The following is a 23,165-nucleotide window of genomic DNA, read 5'->3' on the forward strand; positions in this document are numbered from 1 at the left end:
GCTTATTCTTACTGCTATCAAAAACTCGAAGCATTAGAAGTTGCTAACTACAACAACCACAATTAAAGAGTGCTGCAGCCTGTTCTTATCAGAATAAAAATTAACCTTTGCCAGCCGGGCCAGAACCAAAATGGTCTCCACTCCTGCTAAAAAGCAGCGAGTGCCTCTTCACTTTATAATTCATACCTTTTAGCACCACCCGATGTCAGCATCCAAACCTATAGATAAGGAAAAGAAAGTTACCATTACCCATGTATTTAAGACCATCATCTGGCCAAGGAGAATGCACCTGCTTCTCGGGCTGGGCCTCATCATTATCAGCAGGCTGGCCGGGCTGGTACTGCCGGGGGCCAGTAAGTACCTGATAGATGAGGTGATTCCAAATAATGACTTACAATTACTCAAATGGCTGATTATTGCCGTGGTGGCCGCCATTGTTGTCCAGTCCGTCACTTCTTTTGCGCTTACTCAAATTCTGAGTGTGGAGGCCCAGAACCTCATTGCTCAGCTAAGAGCGAAGGTGCAGCGGCACATCATTCGGCTGCCCGTTCGCTTTTTCGATAATACCAAAACCGGGGAGCTCGTATCGCGCATTATGATAGATGTGGAAGGCGTCCGCAACCTGGTGGGCACCGGCCTTGCCCAAATGGTAGGCGGCTTTATCACCTCTGCCATCTGCCTCGTGCTCCTTATAATGATTAGCCCCTGGATGACGCTTTACGTCCTGATTCCTGTAGCCATTTTTGGTTTTATCTCGCTTAAAGCTTTTGCCAAAATTCGTCCTATTTTTCGGGAACGTGGCGTCATTAATGCACAGGTAACCGGCCGCTTAACCGAAACTTTGGGTGGAGTACGGGTTATAAAAGGTTTTAATGCGGAAGAGCAGGAAACAAAAACTTTTGAGGAGGGCGTAAACCGCCTGTTCCTCAACATCAAAAAAAGCCTGGTCACTTCCAGCCTGGTAACCAGCTCTGCCACCCTCCTGCTGGGGCTGGCCTCTGCCGGCATTATGGGCCTTGGCGGGTATATGATTATGAACGGGGAAATGACCTTTGGCGACTTCCTGGCCTTTACCCTTTACCTCGGCTTTATGATTGCCCCTATTTTGCAGATGAGCAATATTGGCAGCCAGCTTACAGAGGCCTTTGCAGGACTCGATCGTACCGAAAACATCATGAATACCCCTTTGGAGGAAGACGAAACCACCCGGACCATCAAACCAGAGAGAATCCATGGCGAAATAATTTTCGACCGTGTATCCTTTGCGTATGAAGAAGGAAAGGAGGTAGTAAAAGAAGTAAGCTTTGAAGCTCCTGCCGGTTCTGTTACCGCCCTCGTTGGCACTTCGGGCTCCGGCAAAACCACTATTGCCGGGCTGGCCGCCTCCTTCCTCAACCCCAATAGCGGCACCATTACCGTCGATGGAAATAACCTCCGCCAAATCAGCCTGCAGAGCTATCGCAGCCAGCTGGGTGTGGTGCTGCAGGACGATTTTCTGTTCGAAGGCACTATCCGCGAAAATATTCTCTTTCCGCGGCCGAATGCCAGTGAGGAGCAGCTCATGCAGGCGGTATATGCTGCCCATGTGCAGGAATTTACCGACCGCTTCGAAGATGGACTCGATACGCTCATTGGGGAGCGGGGTGTCAAACTATCGGGCGGGCAACGCCAGCGCATTGCCATTGCCAGGGCTATACTGGCCGACCCGCGCATCCTTATTCTGGACGAAGCCACCTCCAATCTCGATACGGAAAGTGAAACCCTCATACAGGCCAGCCTGAAAGAGCTTATGAAGGGCCGCACCACCTTTGTTATCGCCCACCGCCTGAGCACCATTCGCCAGGCCGACCAGATACTGGTGATTGAGCAGGGCCAGATTGCCGAACGAGGCAAACACGAGGAGCTCATTGAAAAGAAAGGAAGGTATTACCAGCTGTACACCTACCAGGCGAGAATATAGAGTTAGTTGTTAGTTGGTGGTTGCCGATAATTTTTAGTACTGGGTATTGGCTTTTAAATATCAAGCATTAAATCATCTCCAATGGCAACTGTCATAAGAAACCCGGCGCTGCAAAGCACAGCCACTTAACTGTCAGCAAGGACAGGTCTCCCACCCCAAGTCCAACATCTCCCGAAGCAAACCCGTTGATATAAGTATATGATACAAACAGCCAGAGTAAGAAATAAAGATGTTACCAGCGAACTGGATTTTAACGCCTCAAAAAGTGGCGGGCCTGGCGGGCAGAATGTCAATAAAGTAAACAGCAAAATTACTCTTCGCTTTGATGTAAAAAACTCACAGTTGCTCACGGAAGAGGAAAAAGAGAAAATTAGCGATAAGCTTTCTTCCAGAATAAGTAATGATGGCATCCTTATTATTAATGCTCAAAGCAAACGGACACAACTCCAGAATAAAGAGGCCGCCATTATTAAGTTTAACCAGCTGATGGGAAAAGCCTTTGCCCGTAAAAAATTCCGGAAGGCGACTAAACCCACCAAAAGCTCCGTTAAAAAGAGGCTGAATGAAAAGAAGAAGCACTCTGAGAAGAAGAAGCTCCGCCAGAATATATTTTAGCCAATACAATGCCACCGCCCTCTGAGGTAATAGCAAGTACACCCAAACAGCATTACTGGCAGCAGCTTCTCTTCCTCGCGGAATCCTCTTAATCTTCCATACTTTCCAGCACCCTCGCAATGAGGCCATCCAACGCGCTGCTTTCAATCCACCGGGCAACAATGACTAAATCATGCTCCGGATCAACATACACCATATTGGTTCCTGCACCCAGGTGGGCAAAAGCAGTTTCAGGAGCACTCGGGAAGCGTTCCTTATTTGTATTGAGGAAATAATTCATAAAGCCATAGTCTGTTTTTGCCGGAGTGGGTGTTAGGGCTCTGCTAATCCAGTCCTCAGACAAAATCTGCTCTCCATTCCATTCTCCTCTGTTGAGCGTAAGATAGCCAAACCGGGCCTGGTCCATGGCATTTATGAACATACCGCCTCCCCAGTGCCCTCCACCGCTTACCACCTGCACAGGCAGCCCGTCCAGTACAATCCAGGAGTTTTCATAGCCCAGCCAGCGCCAGGTCCGGGAAGCACCGATGGGATCCATTAGCTGTTCTTTTAAAACAAGGGGTAAAGGTTTCCGCCATAAATTGGTAGCAGCAAGCGCCAGCACGTTTACCCGCACATCGTTGTACTTATAGGTACTTCCGGGTTCGTTCCTGCTTCGGCTAAGCCAGGTAGAGGCTTCCCCTTCCGGCCGGTCAGCCCAGTCGGGCTTTCCCCAAAGGGTACCTTCCCAATCGCTCGTCTGCCGCAGGAGGTGGTCCCATGTAATCTTTCTGTTGTGCTCTGTGTCAAAGGGTTGTATAATATCAGCATCCGCGAGCCTGTCGGCCTTATTACCGGTGGCATACGGCTCAAACAGAATAACCGGTGCCATATATTCATGCACAGCATCGTCCAGCTCATGTATTAGCCCCTGGTCAAGAGCAAGGCCTACTACTGTAGACAAAAAGCTCTTGCTAACACTAAAAGTCATATTTACCTCTTCGGGCTCGCCCCATTCGGCTACGATATAGCCATTTTTAATGATTAAGCCTGTTGGCGCTCCCCGCTCCTTAAATGGCCCCACGGCATCTCCGAAGGGCTCTTTACCAAAACTCTGGTAATGGGCCTGTTTTAAATCCCGCGGGGCGGTGGCTTCATTTTCAATGGCAAACTCAACTGCCTCCTGAAGCTCCTCTTCATCCATTCCCACCAACTGAGGAGCTTTCCTTTCCCAGTGTTCCGCTGATGGAAAGTAAACTTTTCCTTTCTTCTGCTGTGCGAAAGACTCGGCAGGTAAACACACACTCCAAAAGAAGAATAACAGGCAATAAAACCTTCCGCTGCTCATCATTTTCATACATCTTAATTAGCAATAAGTTCTTTTATAAGCGCCACTAACAGAACCTCACCCCTATTTGAACCACAGTCTTTTACCTCAGGAACCGTAGAAATAAATCACCAGCGGCCAGGTATTTGTGCTAGCTTCCAGGAAAATTCCTCCCGCTTAATTTCCTAAAATACATATTTTATCCGAACAACTGAAGACATCTCTAACGCGCCAGGTCCATTTTGCCTGTAGGTAAAAAAGGTAAAGCCGATAATTAGCCTGCTTTGAATCAGATATACCTTCATCTAGGAAAAGAGGAGAAATAAGTAGCTACCAAAAAGGTTTTAAATAAAAAGTTTCTAAGAGAGAAGGCTGCCAGGGACAGAAAGAAGCAACCGGAACATGCAGAAACAGCTTTGTTCAACTGGTGTAATCTTCAAATAACTTTTCCCATAAATTTTTATTATATTGTATAAGCGATTATTCCATAGGTATCAGCCTGCTGATTTTTTTCTCTTTTATGGACCTTTCCCGTTTGTTAAAAGGTTTTTTTGAGTCGGTTGACCCCGGGGTGTTGATTACCGACAGAAAAGGAGTTATCCTGCTGGTAAATGATGCCTACTGCTCTCTGCTAGGCTATTCAGAAGAAGAGCTTAAGGGAAGCATGTTTAGTCATGGAATAGTTGCCGAGCAAAGGGAAGAGGCAATGGAAACACACCAGCTTCTGTTCGCCCAGGAAGTAAAAGGAACAAGCTCAGAAAGAACCTTCAGGCACTGGCTGGCACAAAAAAAAGATGGAGCCCGTATAGCGGTAATGGCCAACAGCTATGTTCTTCAGTTATCAGCAGAGGAGCGTTACCTTATTACCATGGTCAGCGAGTTAAAGCAAGATTTTCCTAACCCGGGTTTGCCTCCTTCTGCCAGGGGCAGGGAAGCCTTACAGGCGAATGAAGATAAATTACCCCAGAAGCAGGAAAGAACCGCTGAACTCAACCACTATATTCTCAAAAACGAAAGGAAGTTTAAGAGCCTCCTGGAAAATAGCTTCGAAGCGATTATTCTTTACGACGAGCCCGGCTTTATCACCTATGCCTCCCCCTCCGTAAGCAGTACACTCGGCTATTCTGCAGAAGAAATGCTGGGCAAGAAGGGAATGTCTTTTATTCATGAGGATGACAAAGACCGCACAAAAGCGCTTCTGGCCCAAATGATGGAGGCCCCCGGCAATAAGGTTTACATTGTGCAACGGGTAAGAAAGAAAGATGGCTCCTATATATGGACAGAGGCATATACAACGAATCTTTTACACGATGAAAATGTACGTGCCGTCGTATCTAACTTCAGGGATGTAACAGAAAGAATAGAGGTAGAGGAAAAACTACGGGATAGCGAAGCCTCCTTAAACTTAGCCCAGCATGTGGCTAATTTAGGCAGTGCAGAGTTCGACCTTGTTTCGGGCGAAGTAAAAAATAGCTCAGGCGTTTACGCCATTTACGATTTCGATCTTGATGTTTTTACCGAAGACCAGTTCAACGGCTTTGAGTATATACACCCCGAAGATGCTGACAAAGCCCCCAATCTTTTTGAGAACTACAGGCCCGCCGGTAAAGAATGGATAAAAGAACTGGCCAAGCTTTCAGATGAAAAAATCAGGGAAGTCGAATCTACCCCCTTTGAGTTCAGGATCATTAGTGCCAGTGGAAGGCTGAAGTACCTGAGAACCAGAAGCCGGTTTATCAGGGATAAAAACGGCTCTCCTGTAAAATCAATCCTTACGATTCAGGACGTAAGCGAAGAAAAACATCGCAGGCGCCTGCTGGATGAAACCAGCCGGATTTCCCGTATAGGCGGCTGGGAACTGGACCTCCTTACTAATACTATGTCCTGGACTGCCCAATCCTATGAGCTGTTCGAAATCCCTGCTACAGAAGAACTGAGCATTGAAAGGGCCACCCAATTTTATTTGCCCGAGTTTCAGCCTGTTTTGTTGGAGGCCTTTCAGAAGCTGGTGACAGAAGGTACTGCCTTCGACCTGGAGCTAAAAATGGCTACCGCTACAAAAAAGGAAATGTGGGTTCGCATGCTGGGGCAGTCAGAAACAGTAAACAATAAGGTGGTGCTCGTAAAAGGCAGCATGCAGGACATTACCGATAGAAAGAAAGCAGAACACGAAATACGCAGCTATGCCCAGCGGCTACAGCTGGCCACCGAGGCCGCGGGTATTGGTATATGGGACTGGGACCTGGAAACCAATAAAATAGTGTGGGACCAGCAAATGAGAGAGCTGTATGGTCTCCCTGCTGATAAGGCAGAAGTGGAATTTGACGATTACAAAAAGGTCCTGCACCCGGATGATGTTCCTGAACAGGAATTGCTCCTGCAGGAGGTGTTAAAATATAAAAAGCTGGATTCGGAGTTCAGAATCATTATTGAATCAAAAGTAAGATGGATAAAATCGTATGCAAAAGTCTTTGAGAATGAACAGGGAGAACCCAGGCGATTATTAGGCCTGAACTGGGACATTACCCGCCTCAAAGAAACGGAAGAAACGCTTCGCAGGAGTAATGAGGAGCTACTTAAAATTAATCATGAGCTGGACCAGTTTGTTTACAGCACCTCGCATAACCTTAGGGCCCCCTTAACCTCTATCTTAGGCATTCTCAATCTCATTAAGAATTATCCTGAGGGAGCTGACTTAAATACCTACCTCCAACTCATCGAAAAAAGCGTTACCAAGCTGGATGAAACCATTCAGGAAATTACGGATTACTCCCGCAACACAAGAGTAGAAGTGAGCCTTGAGCCTGTAAATTTCGAGGCTATTATTGAAGAGGTAGTGGAAAGTCTTTCCTTTCTTGAGCAGGCAAATAAGATAAAGATCTCCTATGTCACCCCAAGCGGTTCTCATTTCCTTTCCGACAGCAGTCGCCTGAAAATGATATTTACCAACCTGATCTCCAACGCCATTAAGTATGCCTCCACAGAGGGTAAGGAGCCTTCTATTTTTATTCTGGTTGAAGAGAAAAGAGGAGGCGCTACCATCAGAATCCAGGATAATGGTATTGGGATAGCAAAGGAACACCAGGAAAAAATATTTAGTATGTTTTTCAGGGCCTCCTCCAAGTCCTCTGGTTCCGGCTTAGGCCTCTACATTGTAAAAGAAGCCATTCAAAAGCTGGGGGGTACTATCAGGGTAAAATCCAATCTCGGTAAAGGTACGGAGTTTATCATTTTCCTGCCTGAGCCTGAAGTTAAATCTAAAAAACTGTAGCCGGCTTTTAGAACATAAGGAGGTGTAGCCTTCTGCAGCACAAGGAAAAGAGCAAAAGCTTTATTTGGCTTCTCAGTTAAAGAAAAGTCAATTGATAGTTCAATCTAACCTTTTAAGGCAGCCTATACGTAGCTTCCTTTACCCTTCTGCACCTTAATTTTTACAGTCTGTTTCTTTTCTCAGGCAACTTTGGAATAGCCCTGCAACCGGAAAATTAAAAAGAAAGGTGTAGGTGGTACACATTGCTCCCTCTCAAACCTGGGCTCCTTTGGCGGGAGGAGAATTAAAAAGCTTCCTGTTTTTAAGTGAAGGGTTTTCTTCAACCTCAAACAGGAAGCTTTTACAATCCCACCATGGGTGGGTATTACTCAACAACTTGAAATGAAAAAATCAGTTAAACTTCGAACGAGTCCCGAAAAATCAGCTCTCCCGGAGCTGCGGGCATAAAAGGGTAAACAATATGGCTGTTTTATCGCCTTTTAGGGGCATCCATGGCATCAAGGTCTTTTTCCTCCAGCAGCTCACCATTTTCATTTATTTGCAGAATAACGTCTGGCTGGCGTTCGCTTACACGCTCAATCTCTAAACTGGCCGCACCTTCTTCCGAAGCAGCCCCTGAAGCCTTTTGGGCCAGTTCAAATTCAAATACGGCCGCTTCAGCTGATTTAGCCGCGGGCTGTACATAAATGGCCAGCACGTCCATATCCTTATACTCACCATTATTAAACGCTTCCTTTACAGCTTCAGGTAAATCCTGCATCTTCACCTGCTTTTTGGCTACCTGCTGTTCTTCCACAGCGGTCTGCTCTGCAGGTAACTGGGTGCTATTTTCTACCGGAGCAGCAGTTTGGGCAAAAGAAACGGAATAGGCAAAACCACATGCTATAAAGGTCAATAATGTCTTTTTCATCTTTCTAAAAATTTTAAGTTCAAAAAAATTATGTTCACAATTTATTCTCAGGTATTTGCGAAGGGTAATGGAATAACTGTGCCAAAAATCCTTATCCCTGCATTAACGCCTGCAAATCAGTAACTTACAAAAAATCAGAGCAAAAACGATTGCAACTAAACGTTGAAAAGCTCTACAGTCCGTAGAACTTCTCAACACTAAAACTGTGGAATTCCAGCGCCTTACCTCAAAGAAAATGATCTGCTAGGAAAAGAAGGTAAAGTAGCCAACTTGCTGAAAAAGCTGAAATACAAATGGCATCAGGCCATTTTTTCTGGATATATCCATATAAATTCTACCGAAAGGAAGGTATGAAATACATTCTTACATAACTCCTTCCCGGCACCTTTCCCCATTCTTTTCTTCTGTAACATTATTTGGAAGAAAATCACCGCCTGTAGTGCAGAGAATTAACAGTAAAGAAAAAATTATCCTGCCTGTAAGGTGAAGGCACATTTTCCACTTTTTTAATGATAAACAACTTGTAATCTTGTGCCATAAATCAGCCAAATAAAACTTATTTAAATGAACAAAATTTACAAAATCGTTAGCGCGCTGTTACTTACAGGTGCACTCAGCCTTCTCTCAGTAGCTTCTTTCGGACAAAGCTCCACTACCGGTTTTGCTCCAGGCAAAGGGTATAAACAGGTGAACTTCGGATTCGAATTAGAAGGATGGGGATTTCCCGTTTACGCAGGTATGGATTTTGGAGTAGGCAAATTCATAACCATTGGACCTCGTGTTGTAGTAGGAACAAAAGGAGACTCTCGTGAAATGGACGTCCTTAACAGCAACAGGGAATGGGATAAAGCAAAGATAAGTTCAAGAACGACAGTCGTGGTTCCCAGCTTTAGAGGCGATTACCACTTTAGCGGCCATATCAGTGGTCTTCCTGCCGAGCTTGACCTGTATGGAGGCTTAACTTTTGGTGTAGCAGTTTTTCACAGCAGCACTAATTACCACTATAACGGCCAATTGGTCGAAGGCTATGAGTTCCCTGAGACTGAACCGACCACTTCTTCTGATGCCAAACTTTGGGCACAGGCAGGAGCCCGTTATTTCTTTAACCCAAAATGGGCTGCTCAACTCGAGGTAACTTCTACCTCTAATGCTATTCTGGGCCTAACCTACCGTTTATAATAATTATATCCGTCTGATTCTATCTAAAGAGCATTTGGTTTGTTGGTTAAAAACTCCAATAAATTAAATGCTCTTTCTATTCAATAATCATGTTGCAGACGTTCACCTGACACGGATTATCCTTTATCATACTTGCCCAGAACATCCCTTCCGTACTGTGGAGAGCTGCCATATTGCCTTTTACATCCAAAGTAATCACCCCACCAGCCCCACCGGCTCTTGTTACTTTGTTAAAAAGTACTTCCCGGCTGGCCTCTTCCACTGACAGGTTTTTATATTCCATTAAGGCAGCAATATCGCGGGCTACCGTATAACGAATAAAGAATTCACCATAGCCGGTACAGGACACCGCACTTATCTGGTTGGCATAGGTGCCGGCGCCAATAACCGGTGTATCGCCAATGCGGCCCCACTTTTTATTGAGCATACCGCCGGTAGAAGTGCCCGCCGCCAGACTACCCGACCTATCCAGCGCCACAGCGCCCACCGTGCCGTATTTTGATTGTTTACCGGAGGCCTGCTCCTGTTGCTTCAGTTGCTGAATCTGCTCCCAACGCTCTTCAATTTTAAAATAAGAAGGGTCGACAATTTGTAAACCTGAAGCGGCCGCAAATCCATCAGCCCCGGCACCGGTTAACATGACGTGCTCCGATTGTTCCATCACAGCCCGGGCTGCCGTTATTGGATTCCTGATTGTTCTTGTTCCTGCCACCGATCCGGCTTTCATGGTTTTGCCATCCATAATAGCCGCATCCAGCTCATTAAGCCCGTCGCTCGAAAAAACAGCGCCTTTACCGGCATTGAATAATGGCGAATCTTCCAACATCCGGATGCTGGCTTCCACCGCCGCCACCGCCGTTCCTCCTTCTTTTAAAATGGCATAGCCTTCCTGTACAGCGGCCGTTAACGCGCTCTTGTAAGCCTCTTCTTTTTCAGGAGGCATTTCTTCCTTATAAAGCCTTCCGGAACCGCCGTGTATAACAATTGCAATGGGTGCATTCATTTGAACTGATTAAATAAAAAAACGATTTATAAAAAGGAGCAGCAGGTGCTACTTTTCACTATTGATGTAACTATTCCTCAACATAACACCTTTGCCGGGTACTTCCAAGAAAAGGGAAAGGTCGGGCCACTCAAAACAAAAGCCCGGACTCAATAAAGAGTCCGGGCTTTTTGTATCCCCAATCCAACGTCTATTATTCAATCTCAACCTCATTGAGGTTCATAAACTCAATCTCCTTCTGGTCGTTGAGTGTAATACCTACCACATCATCTTTATTCACCTTGCCGGCCAATATCTCCTTGCTCAGCTGGTTCAGGATTTCGCGCTGCATTACCCTCTTCAGCGGCCTTGCACCATAGGTTGGGTCGAAACCAATCTGGCCGAGGTAATCGAGCACATCGTCAGTGGCCTCTACCTTCACTCCATTCTCTTCCAGGCGCTGCTGAATCAGGCGGAACTGGATGTCCACAATCTTGCGGATATCGCCCCTGTTCAGCGGACGGAACATAATAATTTCGTCTATCCTGTTCAGGAACTCAGGGCGCACCTGCTTTTTCAGCAGCTCGAAAGCCTCATTTTTGGCCTCTTCCACCACCTCAGGCTCGTTCAGCGGGTTGATATCCTTGAAGCGTTCCTGTATAAGGTGCGAACCAATGTTGGTCGTCATGATGACGATGGTATTCTTGAAGTTCGCTACCCGTCCCTTATTATCGGTGAGGCGGCCATCGTCGAGCACCTGCAACAGGATGTTGAACACATCCGGGTGCGCTTTCTCAATTTCATCGAGCAGGATTACGGAATAAGGCTTCCGGCGCACGGCCTCCGTTAGCTGGCCACCTTCATCGTAGCCTACGTATCCGGGAGGCGCTCCTACCAGGCGGCTTACCGCATGCCGCTCCTGGTACTCACTCATATCGATACGAACCATAGCGTTATCGTCATTAAACAGGAACTCCGCCAGCGCTTTTGCCAGCTCTGTTTTACCCACACCGGTAGTACCTAAGAATATAAAGGAGCCGATGGGCCGTTTGGGGTCCTGCAGGCCAGCACGACTACGGCGAACGGCATCGGAAAGGGCTCCAATGGCCTCTTTCTGACCGGCTACGCGTTTGCCCAACTCTTCTTCAAGATGGAGCAGCTTTTCGCGCTCACTCTGGAGCATACGACTGACCGGTATACCCGTCCACTTGGCTACCACCTCGGCAATATCTTCTGCATCTACCTCTTCTTTTAGCAGCGCATTGCCAGATTGCAGCTCCTTAACCTGTTGCTGAAGTTCCTGCAGGCGCTCTTCGCTCTCGCGAATTTTACCGTAGCGGAGCTCTGCCACACGGCCATAATCTCCGGAACGTTCGGCCTGTTCGGCTTCCAGTTTATATTTATCAATATTTTCTTTCTCCTGACGGATGCCCTGAATCACGCTTTTTTCACTTTCCCACTTGGCCTTTAGCTCATTCCGCTGCTCAGTAAGCTCTGCAATTTCTTTGTTAAGCTGGCTTTCCTTTTCTTTATCTTTCTCGCGGCGAATGGCCTCGCGCTCGATTTCCAGCTGCATAATACGGCGCTGCAATTCATCAAGCTCCTCGGGCAGGGAGTCAATTTCCAGCCTTAGCTTCGAAGCGGCTTCGTCCATCAAGTCAATAGCCTTATCGGGCAGGAAGCGCTCCGAAATATAGCGGTGGCTCAGTTCTACAGCCGAGATAACGGCATCGTCTTTAATGCGCACTCCGTGGTGTACCTCGTACTTATCTTTAATACCCCTCAGGATGGAAATCGCATCGGGTACACTTGGCTCATCGACCGTTACGGCCTGGAAGCGGCGCTCCAGGGCCTTATCTTTCTCAATATATTTTTGATACTCCTTCAGCGTAGTGGCTCCAATGGCATGTAGTTCGCCACGGGCCAGTGCTGGTTTCAGCAGGTTGGCGGCATCCATGGCCCCTTCGCCACCACCAGCTCCGATAAGCGTATGGATTTCGTCTATGAAGAGGATGATCTCCCCGGCGGCATCCTGCACTTCTTTAATTACGGCTTTAAGGCGCTCCTCGAACTCACCTTTATACTTGGCCCCGGCCACCAGCAAGCCCATATCGAGCGATACAATCTGCTTTGTTTTGAGATTCTCGGGCACATCTCCGTCTACTATCCGCTGCGCCAAACCTTCCACGATAGCGGTTTTACCCACACCAGGCTCGCCCAGCAAAATAGGGTTATTTTTGGTACGACGACTCAGGATTTGCAGCACCCTCCGTATCTCATCGTCACGACCAATTACAGGGTCAATTTTACCTGCTTTAGCCATCTCGTTCAGGTTTTTAGAATACCTTTCGAGCGACTTATACTTAGCTTCTGCATTAGGGTCATTTACATTTCTTCCTCCGCGCAGTTCTTTTACGGCAGCAATCAGGTGCTTTTCGCTCATGCCCAGCTCTTTCAGCAGGGCAGCCGTTTTTTCATTCCCGCCCAGCAGGCCCAGCAAAATATGCTCGATGGCAATAAACTCATCCTTAAAATCCTTCAGGTAATTTTCCGCCTTTTGCAGGGCAGCAGCCGAAGCATTGGACAGGTAAGGCTGGGAACCAGATACCTTCGGGTATGCTTTAATAATTTCTTCGAGGCGGCTGTCGAGTTGCACCCGGTTTACATTCAGTTTTTTAAACAGGTAGGGGACTACATTTTCATCAGAGGCCAGCAGGGCCTTGAGGAGGTGCCCCGGCTCAATTGCCTGCTGCTGATTGCCGGTAGCAATCTCCGCGGCTTTTTGCAGCGCCTCCTGAGATTTGATGGTATATTTATCGAAATTCATATTGTAAATTTTTCTTATTCAGTCTGTTAAACTCGCTTTACCTCTGTGTATCAAAATCTAAACCAAGACTCAAAGAGATGGTTTTTACAGACAAATTGTCCTGACTAACCTCTTAAATTGCAATTTTTAGGACATATTGTCTTAAAAAAGATGCAAACTGGCAAACCTTAGCAGCTTCTTTTTTTGTAACAAAGCCTCCTGTTTTCCTACCTGTGTAAGTATAAATCTTCCGAATTGAGGTGTTTTTTCAGCTTCAGTCCTAAACCACACTTCATAAGTAGCACAAAAAGCTGTTTTTCAGCAGTATAACTTCTACGCTCCTTATATACCCACCGTTTATTGCTTCCAACAAAAAGAAACAAGCGGATGTATCAAATTTTTAAAATTAAAGAATTACCGGAAATTTGTGAGCCTAAAAGGGAGAAGGGCTTCAGATTTCCACCCGTGCAGGAACAAATCTTACACCATTCAAATACTACCTGTTTTCCCTACTCCAACACTTCCTTTACCCTTCCCGTCTTTTTATCGAAATTCAAAGCATAATTCCTTTTGGTGAGGAGCTGAATGGTTCCGGTTGGGCCACTTTCCCTTATCCTAAATTTTATTTCTATGAGAACAACTTTTACCTTTTTGGCAGCTGTACTATGCTGGGGGCTATCGCCGCTTTCAGTAAAGGCCGATGTAAAACCCGACTGCCCGGACAACAGCTGTTTCGAAACCAGGATTCTCAGCCAGGAAACGCAGGCCAACTGCACTACCTATACCCTGGAAATATCGAGCGATGGCGCCTGCCCTTATGCCCTTTCCCACTACAGCATTGAAACAGGCTGCGGACAGGTTACAGATGTGAGCAATTCCGAAGGATGGGCCATGGAAGTAGGCACTATCGACCCTACCACTGGCATAAGCGGCATTAAGGTAGATGATATAAAAGGTTTCGGCGAAGGAGACAGCCCACAGGTGTTTACCGTTACCTATACTATTTGTAATAACGGAGGCTGTGAAAGCGAAGCACTTTTCCCTGCAAGAGTCGCCTACAAAGCAGCCATCTGTGTGCATTACCAGGAGGTAAGCAATCCTTATACTCCCATGAGCGGCGCAATTACAGCTACTCAGCCTAAATGTGCCGGCAGCAGCAATGGAGCGGCTCAGCTGGAGGTAAGCGGCGGACAGACACCTTTTAGCTTTGTTTGGAGCAACGGTGCCACCACTGAAGATTTACAGAACATCGCCGCCGGTACTTACAGCGTAACCGTTACCGATGCAAAAGGCGAAACCCTCAGCCTTGAAACCACCCTTAGCAGCCCGGAGGTTCTTTCGCTGCAGTCTGACGTTACTTCTATCAGCTGTAACGGAAGCGGCTCAGTTACCGTGAGCCCTGCCGGCGGAACTGCTCCTTACAGCTACCTCTGGTCGAATGGCAGCACTGCTGCAACCCTGGAGGCCACCACTGCAGGCACTTACAGCCTCACCCTTACCGATGCTAACGGCTGCACCCTTACCGGAAGCTATACTATTACGCAGGAAAGCCTGCAGCTGAGCATTGCCGGCGGACAAAACTGCCAGAGCAGTGAACTGACAGCCAGCGTAACGGGCGGAACAGCTCCTTACACTTACGAATGGAGTACCGGCGAAACGACCGCCGCCATCAGCTACACCAGTGGCGGCACTTACGAACTTACCGTTACCGATGCCAGCGGTTGTAGCAGCAGCCAGTCTGTAACAGTTGCCGATCCTTCAAATGCTATCAGCCTTTCTTATTCCACTACCGACCTGCTCTGCTACGGCGACAGCAATGCCGGCATTGATTTAAGTGTAAGTGGCGGCAGCGGAGAGTATACCTATGAATGGAGCAACGGGCAAACCACCGAAGATTTAACCAACCTGGGTGCAGGCACTTACCAGGTGACTGTTACCGATGCCGGAGGCTGTACCAGTACCGCCAGCATTACCATAACAGCGCCTCGCCCGATTTACATCCGGCCAATAGAAACGACCAACATCAGCTGTAATGGCGATGCAGGACAAATTACCGTATCGGCCTCTTACGGTACGGCCCCTTATACTTATGAATGGAGCAATGGTTCCACAGAAGCCACCGCCACCTTTACGTCGACCGGCTACTATACCGTAACTGTTACCGATGCAAATGGCTGCTCGGCAGAACGCCGCTTCTACATGCGCGAAAATAGCGTACCAGCCGTTTCCATCTCCTCTACAGGCTGTGGCGATAACTACACCCTCAGCGCCAGTGCAACCGGAGGAACATCGCCTTATACCTACAGCTGGGCTGGTGGCGAAACAGGCAGCAGCATCAGCGGAGCGCCGGGCAATACTTATACTGTTACCGTAACCGATGCCGGCGGATGTAGCAGCACCGCAAGCTATACTTTACAGGAAGCGACATCCCCGTTGAGCCTGCAGGCAGCGACCACTAATGTTAGCTGTGCCGGCGGCAACGATGGCACAGCCAGCCTGACGGTAAATGGCGGCGTAGCCCCCTATACTTTTGACTGGTCGAGCGGCCATAACAGCCAGGCAGCCGCTAACCTAACGGCAGGTATTTATTCTGTACAGGTAACCGATGCCAATGGCTGCAGCGAAGTACTGGCCTTTACCATTACAGAGCCTCAGCCTCTAAATATCACAGCCGTAGTTGAAAACAACAGCAGCTGCGGTATGCCTGCAGGAAGCATCAGCGTAAGTGTTAACGGAGGTGCCGCGCCTTACAGCTACATCTGGAACAATGGAAGCCAAAGCAGCAACTTAGAAGGTCTGGCTGCCGGAAGCTATACCCTTACCTTAATAGATGCCAATAAATGTGTCGCCATCCGCAGCTTTACCATCGTAGATGAAGCCGGAAGCAGCGCACCAACCGCCAGCCTGCAAAATTGTGCCGATACGGTAATTAGCCGCGGAAGCACTGCCAGCCTCCCGGTCTACTTCGAAGGCGAAGGTCCTTATACCCTCCGTTATACAGCGGGCAATAAGGAACAGAGCATTACGACCATGGCGAACCCTTACCTGCTGGAAGTAAGCCCGCAAAGCAAAACCACCTATTCCCTGCTAAGCGTAAGCAACAGCTGCGGAGAAGGCAGCGCGAGCGGACAGGCCACCATTCAGGTTTCGGATGCAAGCAAAACAACAGTTTGTGAGGATGGCTGCTTCGACACTAAAATTATCAGCAGCACTACAGAAGGAAGCTGTAAAACCATTACCCTGCAGGTAAATGCAGGTGCCGACTGCCGCTACGGCCTGTCGCACTTTAACGTGGCGGTTGGATGTGGTTCAGTAAGCAACGTAAGCAATTCCGAAGGCTGGCCAATGGAGCTGAATGCCTATGACCCTACCACAGGCTTATATGGCATTAAAGTAGACGACATAAAAGGCTTCAGCGAAAATGAAAGCTTTACCGTTACCTACACGCTCTGCAGCGATGGCGAAAGCTGCCAGGAGGCACAAAACAGCTGCGGTCCTTTAGTAGCCTATAAAGCGGGCACCTGTGTATATTACGACAGAGCCGAAGAAGGAACCGCTACAGAGCAGCCTGGCGGTGGCTGGGGTGAAATAGTGATTTTGCCGGATTTCGAACTCTATCCTAACCCATATGCCGAAGGCCAGGAGCTGAATGTTAAGATTAATGACCTTTCCAAGGAAAGCCAGGCTACCTTAACCATTATCAGCCTTACCGGAACCGAGGTATTAAGGGCAGAAACTACAGTATCGCCGCAGAATAATGTAATTCGGGTGCTCCTGAACTATGTTCCATCAGGCACCTATGTGGTGATGCTGGAAGTGCAGGGACATGTAATTACCAAACAACTATATGTTTTATAAATATGTTTTATAAATGTTAACTTCCTCTCTCTCGAAAGGCTGGCCTCCATCTGGAGCCAGCCTTTTTTAATGCCCTGCGCATGGTATTGAACTGTTTCGGCCCCATCTGCCTTTCCATTGAAGTTACAAGGCAAATTATGTAACTTTGTATATCAACAGAAGCTATGGGCAGCACGAGCGATAACAAAGAGATTTTACAGAAAGCAGGTCTGCGCCTGACACGGCAGCGGTCTGAAGTACTGGAGGTGTTTACGAATAAAAAGACTGCCCTCAGCCAGGCCGATATTGAAAAGGTACTTCCTCCCCAGTTCGACAGGATTACCCTCTACAGGATTCTCCGCTCTTTTGAGGGCAGCGGAATTCTGCACAAGGTGCTCGACGACAGCGGTACCACCCGCTTTGCCCTTTGTGGTCACCATTGTTCCGAAGAGGAACATCAGCATGAGCATGTGCACTTTAAATGCAGTGCCTGCGAAAAGATCCAGTGCCTGGAAGAAGTGGAAATTCCGCAGATTCGGCTGCCCAAAGGCTATGTGTTTACCGAAGCCAAACTGCTGGTGGAGGGCATCTGCAAAAACTGCTCCGAATCCCGCTAACACAGACTCATCCTGCTCTGTCTCTCTATTCCTTTTAACTGAAATTTTTCTCCTGTCAGCAGCTTCTTTCCTGATAATTTACTTTTACCCACCACAATAAATGCAACTGTGTTGCGGTAAGTAAAATATTTTGTTTAATTTTCCTTTCTATAAGGAAGAGGGAAAGAAAACACTCCTTAACCTTCTGTAATTATAATTATCTGTTTTAATTAGAAACATTGCTTTATTCCACGGCTATTTACACCCATGGACAGAATTTTTGGATTTCAGCCTCTGAGCTTTATTTTTTTTCTAACCTTCCTGCTGCCTTTTACTTTCCTGCAGGCACAAACTGCCCCCTGCGTCGCCAACTGCGAGTGTGAGCTGACAGGGAAAATTGTGGACCGCCTGAGCGGAGAACCGCTGGCATTTGCCTCTGTACTGGTTAAAGGAACAGATAATGGCACCTATTCCGACGAGAACGGTGTATTCCACCTGCACGGTCTCTGCACCGACGAATTCGACCTGGTCATTTCTTATGTAGGCTATAAGCCTCTCACCCACCACCACGATATTTACCACCAGGCACCTGTCATTTATCTTTCACCTGCCAACTTTCAGCTGGAAAGTGTGGTAATAGAAGGAGCAAGAATAGAGAGCGGACAGCTTTCCCTGACCGAAAGCCGCATAAGTCCTGAGGACCTTGAAAATTCCGGTGGCGAAAGCCTGGGCGAGCTCCTTTCGAACATGGTAGGGGTTAGCACCTTAAAAACCGGTCAGAATGTAGTTAAACCTGTTGTACATGGCCTGCATAGCAGTAGAGTACTGATGATCAATAACGGCCTTCGTCATGCCAACCAGAAATGGGGTGCAGAGCATGCTCCGGAAATAGACCCTTCCCTGGCCGAAAATATTACCCTCATTAAAGGCGCCGCTTCCATTAAATATGGTCCGGAAGCTTTAGGCGGTGTGGTCGTTATAAATGCACCCCGGCCCGAGCTGGACAAAGACCTGGATGCTGAACTGGAGTTAAGCGCACAAACGAATGGGCGAGCTGTAGGAACCAGCCTTTTCCTTGAACAGGGTGGAAAACAGTTTGCCTGGAACGCTCAGGCATCAGGCCTATACCAGGGCGACTTACATGCCCCTGATTACCAGCTCACCAATACAGGCGCCAGAGAACTGAGTTTTTCCTTTGCTTCCCGTTACCACCAGCGAAACTTCGATGTGGACCTGTACTACAATTACTTTGACCAGGAATTAGGCATTTTAAGAGGTTCTGTAGTCGGTAACCTGGACGATCTGGCCCATGCCATGAGCCATGAGCCTCCCGCTTATACCTCTCCTTTCTCTTACCAGATTAACACTCCCCGCCAGGAGGTAAACCACCAGCTCTTAAAACTCAGCGGCAATTACAACTTCTCCGGAAGCAGTCTGCTGCTTCAGTATGGCCTGCAGTACAACCACCGCCAGGAGCTGGACATCCGCAGGGGCACCAATAACGGAGTTCCTTCGCTGAACCTGGAGTTAGTCACCCACACCATTGATACGGAATGGAAGCACCCCTCCTTTGGCCACTGGAAGGGCAGTGTAGGTGCCCAGCTGCTGTACCAGTTTAACAACAATATTCCCGGTACCAACACCGCCCCTTTTATCCCTAATTTCGAAAATACCAATCTTAGCCTCTTTGTAGTAGAAGCCACAGAAATTGGGAGGTTTACGACGGAAGTAGGGCTGCGCTACGATGCCTGGTACAGCAATATTCGCGGAAGGGATGCAGATAAAAGCACTTTTAGCAATGAGCTCTCCTACCATAATCTATCCGGCTCCGTTGGTATTTTTACTCCTTTAGGCGAGCATGCCGCTTTTCGCTCTAACCTTGGAACCGCCTGGCGGCCGCCTAATATCTCGGAGCTATACAGCTATGGCAAACATGAGTTTATCATAGAGTACGGGCTTTGGCGGCATAACGGAGAAACTACCGGCGTCTTTACCGAAGCAGACCGGCCGGTGGAGAGCGAAATAGGGACCAAATGGATTAATACCTACACCTGGCATAAAGACAAAACTGCACTGGAAGTGAGTGGCTATGCCAATTACCTGCAGCACTTTATCTATGCAAGAGCCGCGGGCATTACAACCACCATCCGGGGGGCCTTTCCTTTTTTTGTGTATGACCAGACGAATGCTTTTATAATGGGCCTGGATGCAAGTCTTGTGCAGGAGCATAATAAAAGCTGGCAATCGCAGCTTAAAGGAAGTCTGCTGTATGCCCGAGATCTGGTAAACGACCAGTATTTTACCGGGATAGCACCTAACAGGCTGTCCTATCTCTTGCGCTATAAAAATAAGCAGCTAAGCTTTATGAATAACTTTAGCGCCGGCCTTGAAACCAGCTATACCTTTCGGCAATACCAGGCGCCGCCGGTTATTACCATCGAAGAAATACAGGAAGCCGAAGCCAGAGAGACAGAACTGTTTGCCCCCGGCAGCCAGAATTTTGATTTTGTGGCGCCTCCGCAGGGCTATTTTCTTGCCAGCAGCTACCTTGCTTTTTCTGAAGGAAACTTTGCCTTTCGCCTTCAGGCAAGAAATATACTCAACACCGAGTACCGCAGCTACACCAACCGCCAGCGATATTTTGCCGATGAACTGGGCCGAAACTTTATGTTTTCCGTAAAATATACCCTCTGATTTGGAGATTCAAGAGAATAAGACTTAATTGCATCATTGTTGCGTTAATTACCCGATAAACCATGAGAAGCCTCACCACCATATTCGCTCTATTCTGCAGCACATTTATTTTTACTGCCTGCAACGACGATTCATTCCCCGAAGCAGAAAATGAAGAAGAGCTGATTACTGCTGTAACCCTTACTTTTACACCTACCGATGGAGGTATTGCCGTTATTGCCAATGCCAGCGACACTTCAGCAGAAGATGGCAACACTATCGTAGCGGAAAAGATTGTACTGGAGGCCAATACAAACTATGAGCTAAGTATTGAGCTGGACCCTGCCGCGACTGAAACCGGCATAACGGAACAGATAATAGAAGAAGCCGATGAGCACCTGCTCCTCTTTGCCTGGACGGAAGGCCTCTTCAGCGACCCTGAAGGAGACGGTAATATAGATGAGCGTGATGACCCGGTAAATTACGGTGATTTTGATGCAAATGGTCTCCCGCTCGGCCTCGAAACCACCTGGACCACCGGCGAACCTGCCTCAGGAACTTTCCGTTTCGTGCTTAAACACCAGCCGGATATAAAATCGGCTACTTCAGGAATAAACGATGGGGCAACAGACCTGGATGTTATCTGGGATATAGAAATAACCGAATAATATTATTTCTCTACCAAAAGCCTGTGCTAATAAAGCCTTGTTATCATGCAAGGCTTTATTTTTGTTCCATACTGAACCTTTCGTAACTTCCGGCTGCTTTACCACTAAGCATGCAACACCTAAAATATATACTGAGCCTCCTGCTGATAGCGCCCGTTCGCTTTTACCAGTTGTTTATTTCGCCCTTGCTGGGGAATAACTGCCGCCATGCCCCCAGCTGCTCGCAGTATACCATAGAAGCAATACGGGAGTGGGGGCCTTTAAAGGGCTTCTGGCTTGGACTACGCCGCATTGCCCGCTGCCATCCCTGGGGTACTCATGGGTATGATCCTGTCCCTAAAAGAAAGAAGGCACATTAAGACTGGGCCAGCGTTTCGGAAATGGGAGTACGCATGGCTTTGATGGCCGGAACAAAGGCAGCCATAAGTCCTATCACCAATACCGCCAAACCTAAGAGCAGCTCATCCTGCGTTAAACCTACAAAATCAAAGCCGTAGCCATACGCACCTTCCGATAGACTGCTGAGCAATGCCAGCCCACCATGCCCCAGCAGCAGACCTAAGATGTAACCTGCAAGGCTCAGAAGAATCCCTTCCAGCACGACCAGCCCAACAATTTTAGTCCGTGAGGCTCCCATACTCCGCATAAGGGCAAGCTCGTACTTCCGCTCCCGCAAAGAGCTGTACAGCGAGAGAAAGAAGCTTAGGCCGGCAATCAGGATAATGGAGAACGCAATGGCCTGGAGGAGCTCAATTCCAATGCCCAGCAAGCTGAACAGCCGGTTTATTTCCATGGCCGGAATGGCTGCCTGCATATTGGTGCGCTCATTTATTTGCCGGGGCAGCATTACCATTCCCATCGGGCTCCGGAACTTGATAAGCATGGCTGTCAGCTCCCGCTCCTCTTTAGCAGCACTGTCTGCCTCTCCCCCTTCTTCATGTGCATGAATTGCCCATATACTTTCTACCGAAGTAAGGATGAGGCCATCCGGCACAGCATTGGAGCGTTCCAGTACACCTACCACCGTGTAAGGGTGGGTATCGTGCGCAGCTGCGCCGGCCACCATTCCATGGGCGCTAAAAAAAGAATCGCCCACCTCTAAACCTGTCGCTTCGGCCACCTTGCTGCCCAGCACCACCTCATAGGGTGCAGCCCATCGTCTACCTCCTGCAAGCTCTGCTTCATAGAGACTCAGGTAGCTGCTATCTGTTCCTACCAGCCGGTAGCCCTGGTAACTATCGCCATAAGCCAGCGGAATAGCCCGTTCGATATAGCGGTTCCGCTGCAGTCCGCGAGCCTCCTCCAGTTTAATGTTTCCGGTCGGGTAGTCGATCTGGAATACGGCAGATAAAATCAGCTGCAGCGGGCTTCCTTTCGCTCCCACCACCATATCGATGCCACTGATATTCTTCTGAAATTTCTCCTCCAGCTGCTGGTTGAGCATAAACAGCAGGGAAATAATGGCCACCCCGAGGGTCAGCAGAAGAAGGCTAACAGTCGTTGCTGCCGGACGTGCCTTGAGGCTTCGGATGCTCAGTTGCAGAATATTCATAGGGCTATTTGTTGGGAGAAAACATCTTTCAGGCGCTGGTCGTGGGTTACCACCAGCAGGGCCGCCTCTTCGCGGGTGGCCATTTCTTCGAGCAGCCTGATAACACGCTGACTGTCGGCGTCGTCGAGGCTGGAGGTTGGCTCATCGGCGAGCAAAAGAGCTGGTTTATTCACCAGGGCACGGGCAATCGCCACCCGCTGCTGTTCGCCCTGGCTCAGGTGCCGGATATTTTTGTTCTTTTTAGCAAGGAGTCCCAGCTGCTCCAGCAGGCTTTCGGCCCGCCCGGCATCTTGTCGTAAACCGGCAGTGTATTGCGGCAGCATTATATTTTCCAGTACATTAAGCGAATGCACGAAATGCATTTGCTGAAAAACTATTCCAATCTGCTGCCCGCGAAAACGGTCGCGCGCAGCCGAGGACATGTTAGTAAGCGACTCTCCTTTTACTTTTACTTCGCCTTTTTGCGGCAGCCTGAGGCCGGCAAGCAGGTGCAGGAGCGTTGTTTTTCCACTGCCCGAGGGGCCGGTAATCAGGAGCTTTTCCCTGCTCCCGCAGCTTATATCCGGAAACTGCAGAACCTGCCCGCCTCCTGCATAAGTATATTGCAATTGCCTTGCTTCAATCATATATCAGTAGTTTGGGCTTAAAAATAGTGAAGAGTAGCGGGCAAAAAAAACCCACTGCCTGGTTAAAGGCAGCGGGCTGATAAACTCACAAAAGAATAGATAAAAAGGTTAAAAGGTGGGAAATTGGTTGTTGTATATTGATAAGATGTTTAGAATAAAAATGTTTATCAAAAATAAAAAATAT

General features: G+C 48.1%; 15 protein-coding genes. 9 read left to right on the forward strand and 6 right to left on the reverse strand.

The window, feature by feature from the left end:
* Nucleotides 1–202 precede the first annotated feature (202 nt).
* Nucleotides 203–1,960, forward strand: a complete 1,758-nt coding sequence (locus F752_RS0107975) for an ABC transporter ATP-binding protein (protein WP_017731206.1) — start codon at nt 203–205, stop codon at nt 1,958–1,960.
* 198 nt (nt 1,961–2,158) lie between these two features.
* A complete protein-coding gene (gene arfB / locus F752_RS0107980) occupies nt 2,159–2,575 on the forward strand; it encodes an alternative ribosome rescue aminoacyl-tRNA hydrolase ArfB (RefSeq protein ID WP_017731207.1) in 417 nt (138 codons plus the stop codon).
* An 88-nt stretch (nt 2,576–2,663) separates the two neighbouring features.
* On the opposite strand, the gene F752_RS0107985 is transcribed toward arfB, so the two are convergent.
* Nucleotides 2,664–3,911, reverse strand: a complete 1,248-nt coding sequence (locus tag F752_RS0107985; RefSeq protein WP_017731208.1) for a serine hydrolase domain-containing protein — start codon at nt 3,909–3,911, stop codon at nt 2,664–2,666.
* A 505-nt stretch (nt 3,912–4,416) separates the two neighbouring features.
* Between F752_RS0107985 and F752_RS25270 the strand changes: the two genes are divergently transcribed.
* Nucleotides 4,417–7,152 carry a PAS domain-containing sensor histidine kinase gene (locus F752_RS25270; RefSeq protein ID WP_160164093.1) on the forward strand — a complete coding sequence of 912 codons (2,736 nt, stop codon included), beginning with the start codon at nt 4,417–4,419 and terminating at the stop codon, nt 7,150–7,152.
* 469 nt (nt 7,153–7,621) lie between these two features.
* On the opposite strand, the gene F752_RS0108000 is transcribed toward F752_RS25270, so the two are convergent.
* Nucleotides 7,622–8,062, reverse strand: coding sequence for a hypothetical protein (locus tag F752_RS0108000; protein WP_152425070.1), 441 nt, complete (start codon nt 8,060–8,062; stop codon nt 7,622–7,624).
* A gap of 564 nt (nt 8,063–8,626) precedes the next feature.
* Here F752_RS0108000 and F752_RS0108015 point away from each other — a divergent pair.
* A complete protein-coding gene (locus F752_RS0108015) occupies nt 8,627–9,241 on the forward strand; it encodes an outer membrane beta-barrel protein (protein WP_017731212.1) in 615 nt (204 codons plus the stop codon).
* Nucleotides 9,242–9,317: 76 nt separating this feature from the next.
* Here the strand turns inward: F752_RS0108015 and F752_RS0108020 are convergent, their stop codons facing one another.
* Nucleotides 9,318–10,244, reverse strand: coding sequence for an isoaspartyl peptidase/L-asparaginase family protein (locus F752_RS0108020; protein WP_017731213.1), 927 nt, complete (start codon nt 10,242–10,244; stop codon nt 9,318–9,320).
* 193 nt (nt 10,245–10,437) lie between these two features.
* Nucleotides 10,438–13,050, reverse strand: a complete 2,613-nt coding sequence (gene clpB / locus F752_RS0108025; protein ID WP_017731214.1) for an ATP-dependent chaperone ClpB — start codon at nt 13,048–13,050, stop codon at nt 10,438–10,440.
* 609 nt (nt 13,051–13,659) lie between these two features.
* Between clpB and F752_RS25275 the strand changes: the two genes are divergently transcribed.
* The 5 genes from F752_RS25275 to yidD all read left to right on the forward strand — a co-directional run bounded on the left by F752_RS25275 (nt 13,660) and on the right by yidD (nt 21,162).
* Complete coding sequence (locus F752_RS25275) at nt 13,660–16,887, forward strand: T9SS type A sorting domain-containing protein (protein ID WP_160164094.1); 3,228 nt, start codon at nt 13,660–13,662, stop codon at nt 16,885–16,887.
* 164 nt (nt 16,888–17,051) lie between these two features.
* Nucleotides 17,052–17,483 carry a Fur family transcriptional regulator gene (locus F752_RS0108040; RefSeq protein WP_017731217.1) on the forward strand — a complete coding sequence of 144 codons (432 nt, stop codon included), beginning with the start codon at nt 17,052–17,054 and terminating at the stop codon, nt 17,481–17,483.
* A 246-nt stretch (nt 17,484–17,729) separates the two neighbouring features.
* Nucleotides 17,730–20,156 (forward strand): TonB-dependent receptor, encoded by a 2,427-nt coding sequence (locus F752_RS0108045; protein ID WP_017731218.1) that lies wholly within the window; start codon nt 17,730–17,732, stop codon nt 20,154–20,156.
* 62 nt (nt 20,157–20,218) lie between these two features.
* The gene (locus F752_RS0108050) at nt 20,219–20,803 is read left to right on the forward strand and encodes a hypothetical protein (protein ID WP_017731219.1); all 585 of its coding nucleotides are present in this window, start codon (nt 20,219–20,221) and stop codon (nt 20,801–20,803) included.
* A 110-nt stretch (nt 20,804–20,913) separates the two neighbouring features.
* Nucleotides 20,914–21,162 carry a membrane protein insertion efficiency factor YidD gene (gene yidD, locus F752_RS0108055; RefSeq protein ID WP_017731220.1) on the forward strand — a complete coding sequence of 83 codons (249 nt, stop codon included), beginning with the start codon at nt 20,914–20,916 and terminating at the stop codon, nt 21,160–21,162.
* Here the strand turns inward: yidD and F752_RS0108060 are convergent.
* Nucleotides 21,159–22,355, reverse strand: a complete 1,197-nt coding sequence (locus F752_RS0108060) for an ABC transporter permease (protein WP_017731221.1) — start codon at nt 22,353–22,355, stop codon at nt 21,159–21,161. The genes yidD and F752_RS0108060 overlap by 4 nt on opposite strands.
* Nucleotides 22,352–22,981: an ABC transporter ATP-binding protein gene (locus F752_RS0108065; RefSeq protein WP_017731222.1), complete on the reverse strand. Its 630-nt coding sequence runs from the start codon at nt 22,979–22,981 to the stop codon at nt 22,352–22,354. The genes F752_RS0108060 and F752_RS0108065 overlap by 4 nt, the downstream gene beginning before the upstream one ends.
* Nucleotides 22,982–23,165: the final 184 nt, after the last annotated feature.

This window comes from Nafulsella turpanensis ZLM-10, from assembly GCF_000346615.1.
Classification (GTDB): domain Bacteria; phylum Bacteroidota; class Bacteroidia; order Cytophagales; family Cyclobacteriaceae; genus Nafulsella; species Nafulsella turpanensis.

Excerpts from the sequence above, each read along its gene's own strand:
- F752_RS0107975 (WP_017731206.1), top strand. The coding sequence starts at position 203 with ATGTCAGCATCCAAACCTATAGATAAGGAAAAGAAAGTTACCATTACC.
- arfB (WP_017731207.1), top strand. The coding sequence starts at position 2,159 with ATGATACAAACAGCCAGAGTAAGAAATAAAGATGTTACCAGCGAACTG.
- F752_RS0107985 (WP_017731208.1), bottom strand. The coding sequence starts at position 3,911 with ATGAAAATGATGAGCAGCGGAAGGTTTTATTGCCTGTTATTCTTCTTT.
- F752_RS0108000 (WP_152425070.1), bottom strand. The coding sequence starts at position 8,062 with ATGAAAAAGACATTATTGACCTTTATAGCATGTGGTTTTGCCTATTCC.
- F752_RS0108015 (WP_017731212.1), top strand. The coding sequence starts at position 8,627 with ATGAACAAAATTTACAAAATCGTTAGCGCGCTGTTACTTACAGGTGCA.
- F752_RS0108020 (WP_017731213.1), bottom strand. The coding sequence starts at position 10,244 with ATGAATGCACCCATTGCAATTGTTATACACGGCGGTTCCGGAAGGCTT.
- clpB (WP_017731214.1), bottom strand. The coding sequence starts at position 13,050 with ATGAATTTCGATAAATATACCATCAAATCTCAGGAGGCGCTGCAAAAA.
- F752_RS25275 (WP_160164094.1), top strand. The coding sequence starts at position 13,660 with ATGAGAACAACTTTTACCTTTTTGGCAGCTGTACTATGCTGGGGGCTA.
- F752_RS0108040 (WP_017731217.1), top strand. The coding sequence starts at position 17,052 with ATGGGCAGCACGAGCGATAACAAAGAGATTTTACAGAAAGCAGGTCTG.
- F752_RS0108045 (WP_017731218.1), top strand. The coding sequence starts at position 17,730 with ATGGACAGAATTTTTGGATTTCAGCCTCTGAGCTTTATTTTTTTTCTA.
- F752_RS0108050 (WP_017731219.1), top strand. The coding sequence starts at position 20,219 with ATGAGAAGCCTCACCACCATATTCGCTCTATTCTGCAGCACATTTATT.
- yidD (WP_017731220.1), top strand. The coding sequence starts at position 20,914 with ATGCAACACCTAAAATATATACTGAGCCTCCTGCTGATAGCGCCCGTT.
- F752_RS0108060 (WP_017731221.1), bottom strand. The coding sequence starts at position 22,355 with ATGAATATTCTGCAACTGAGCATCCGAAGCCTCAAGGCACGTCCGGCA.
- F752_RS0108065 (WP_017731222.1), bottom strand. The coding sequence starts at position 22,981 with ATGATTGAAGCAAGGCAATTGCAATATACTTATGCAGGAGGCGGGCAG.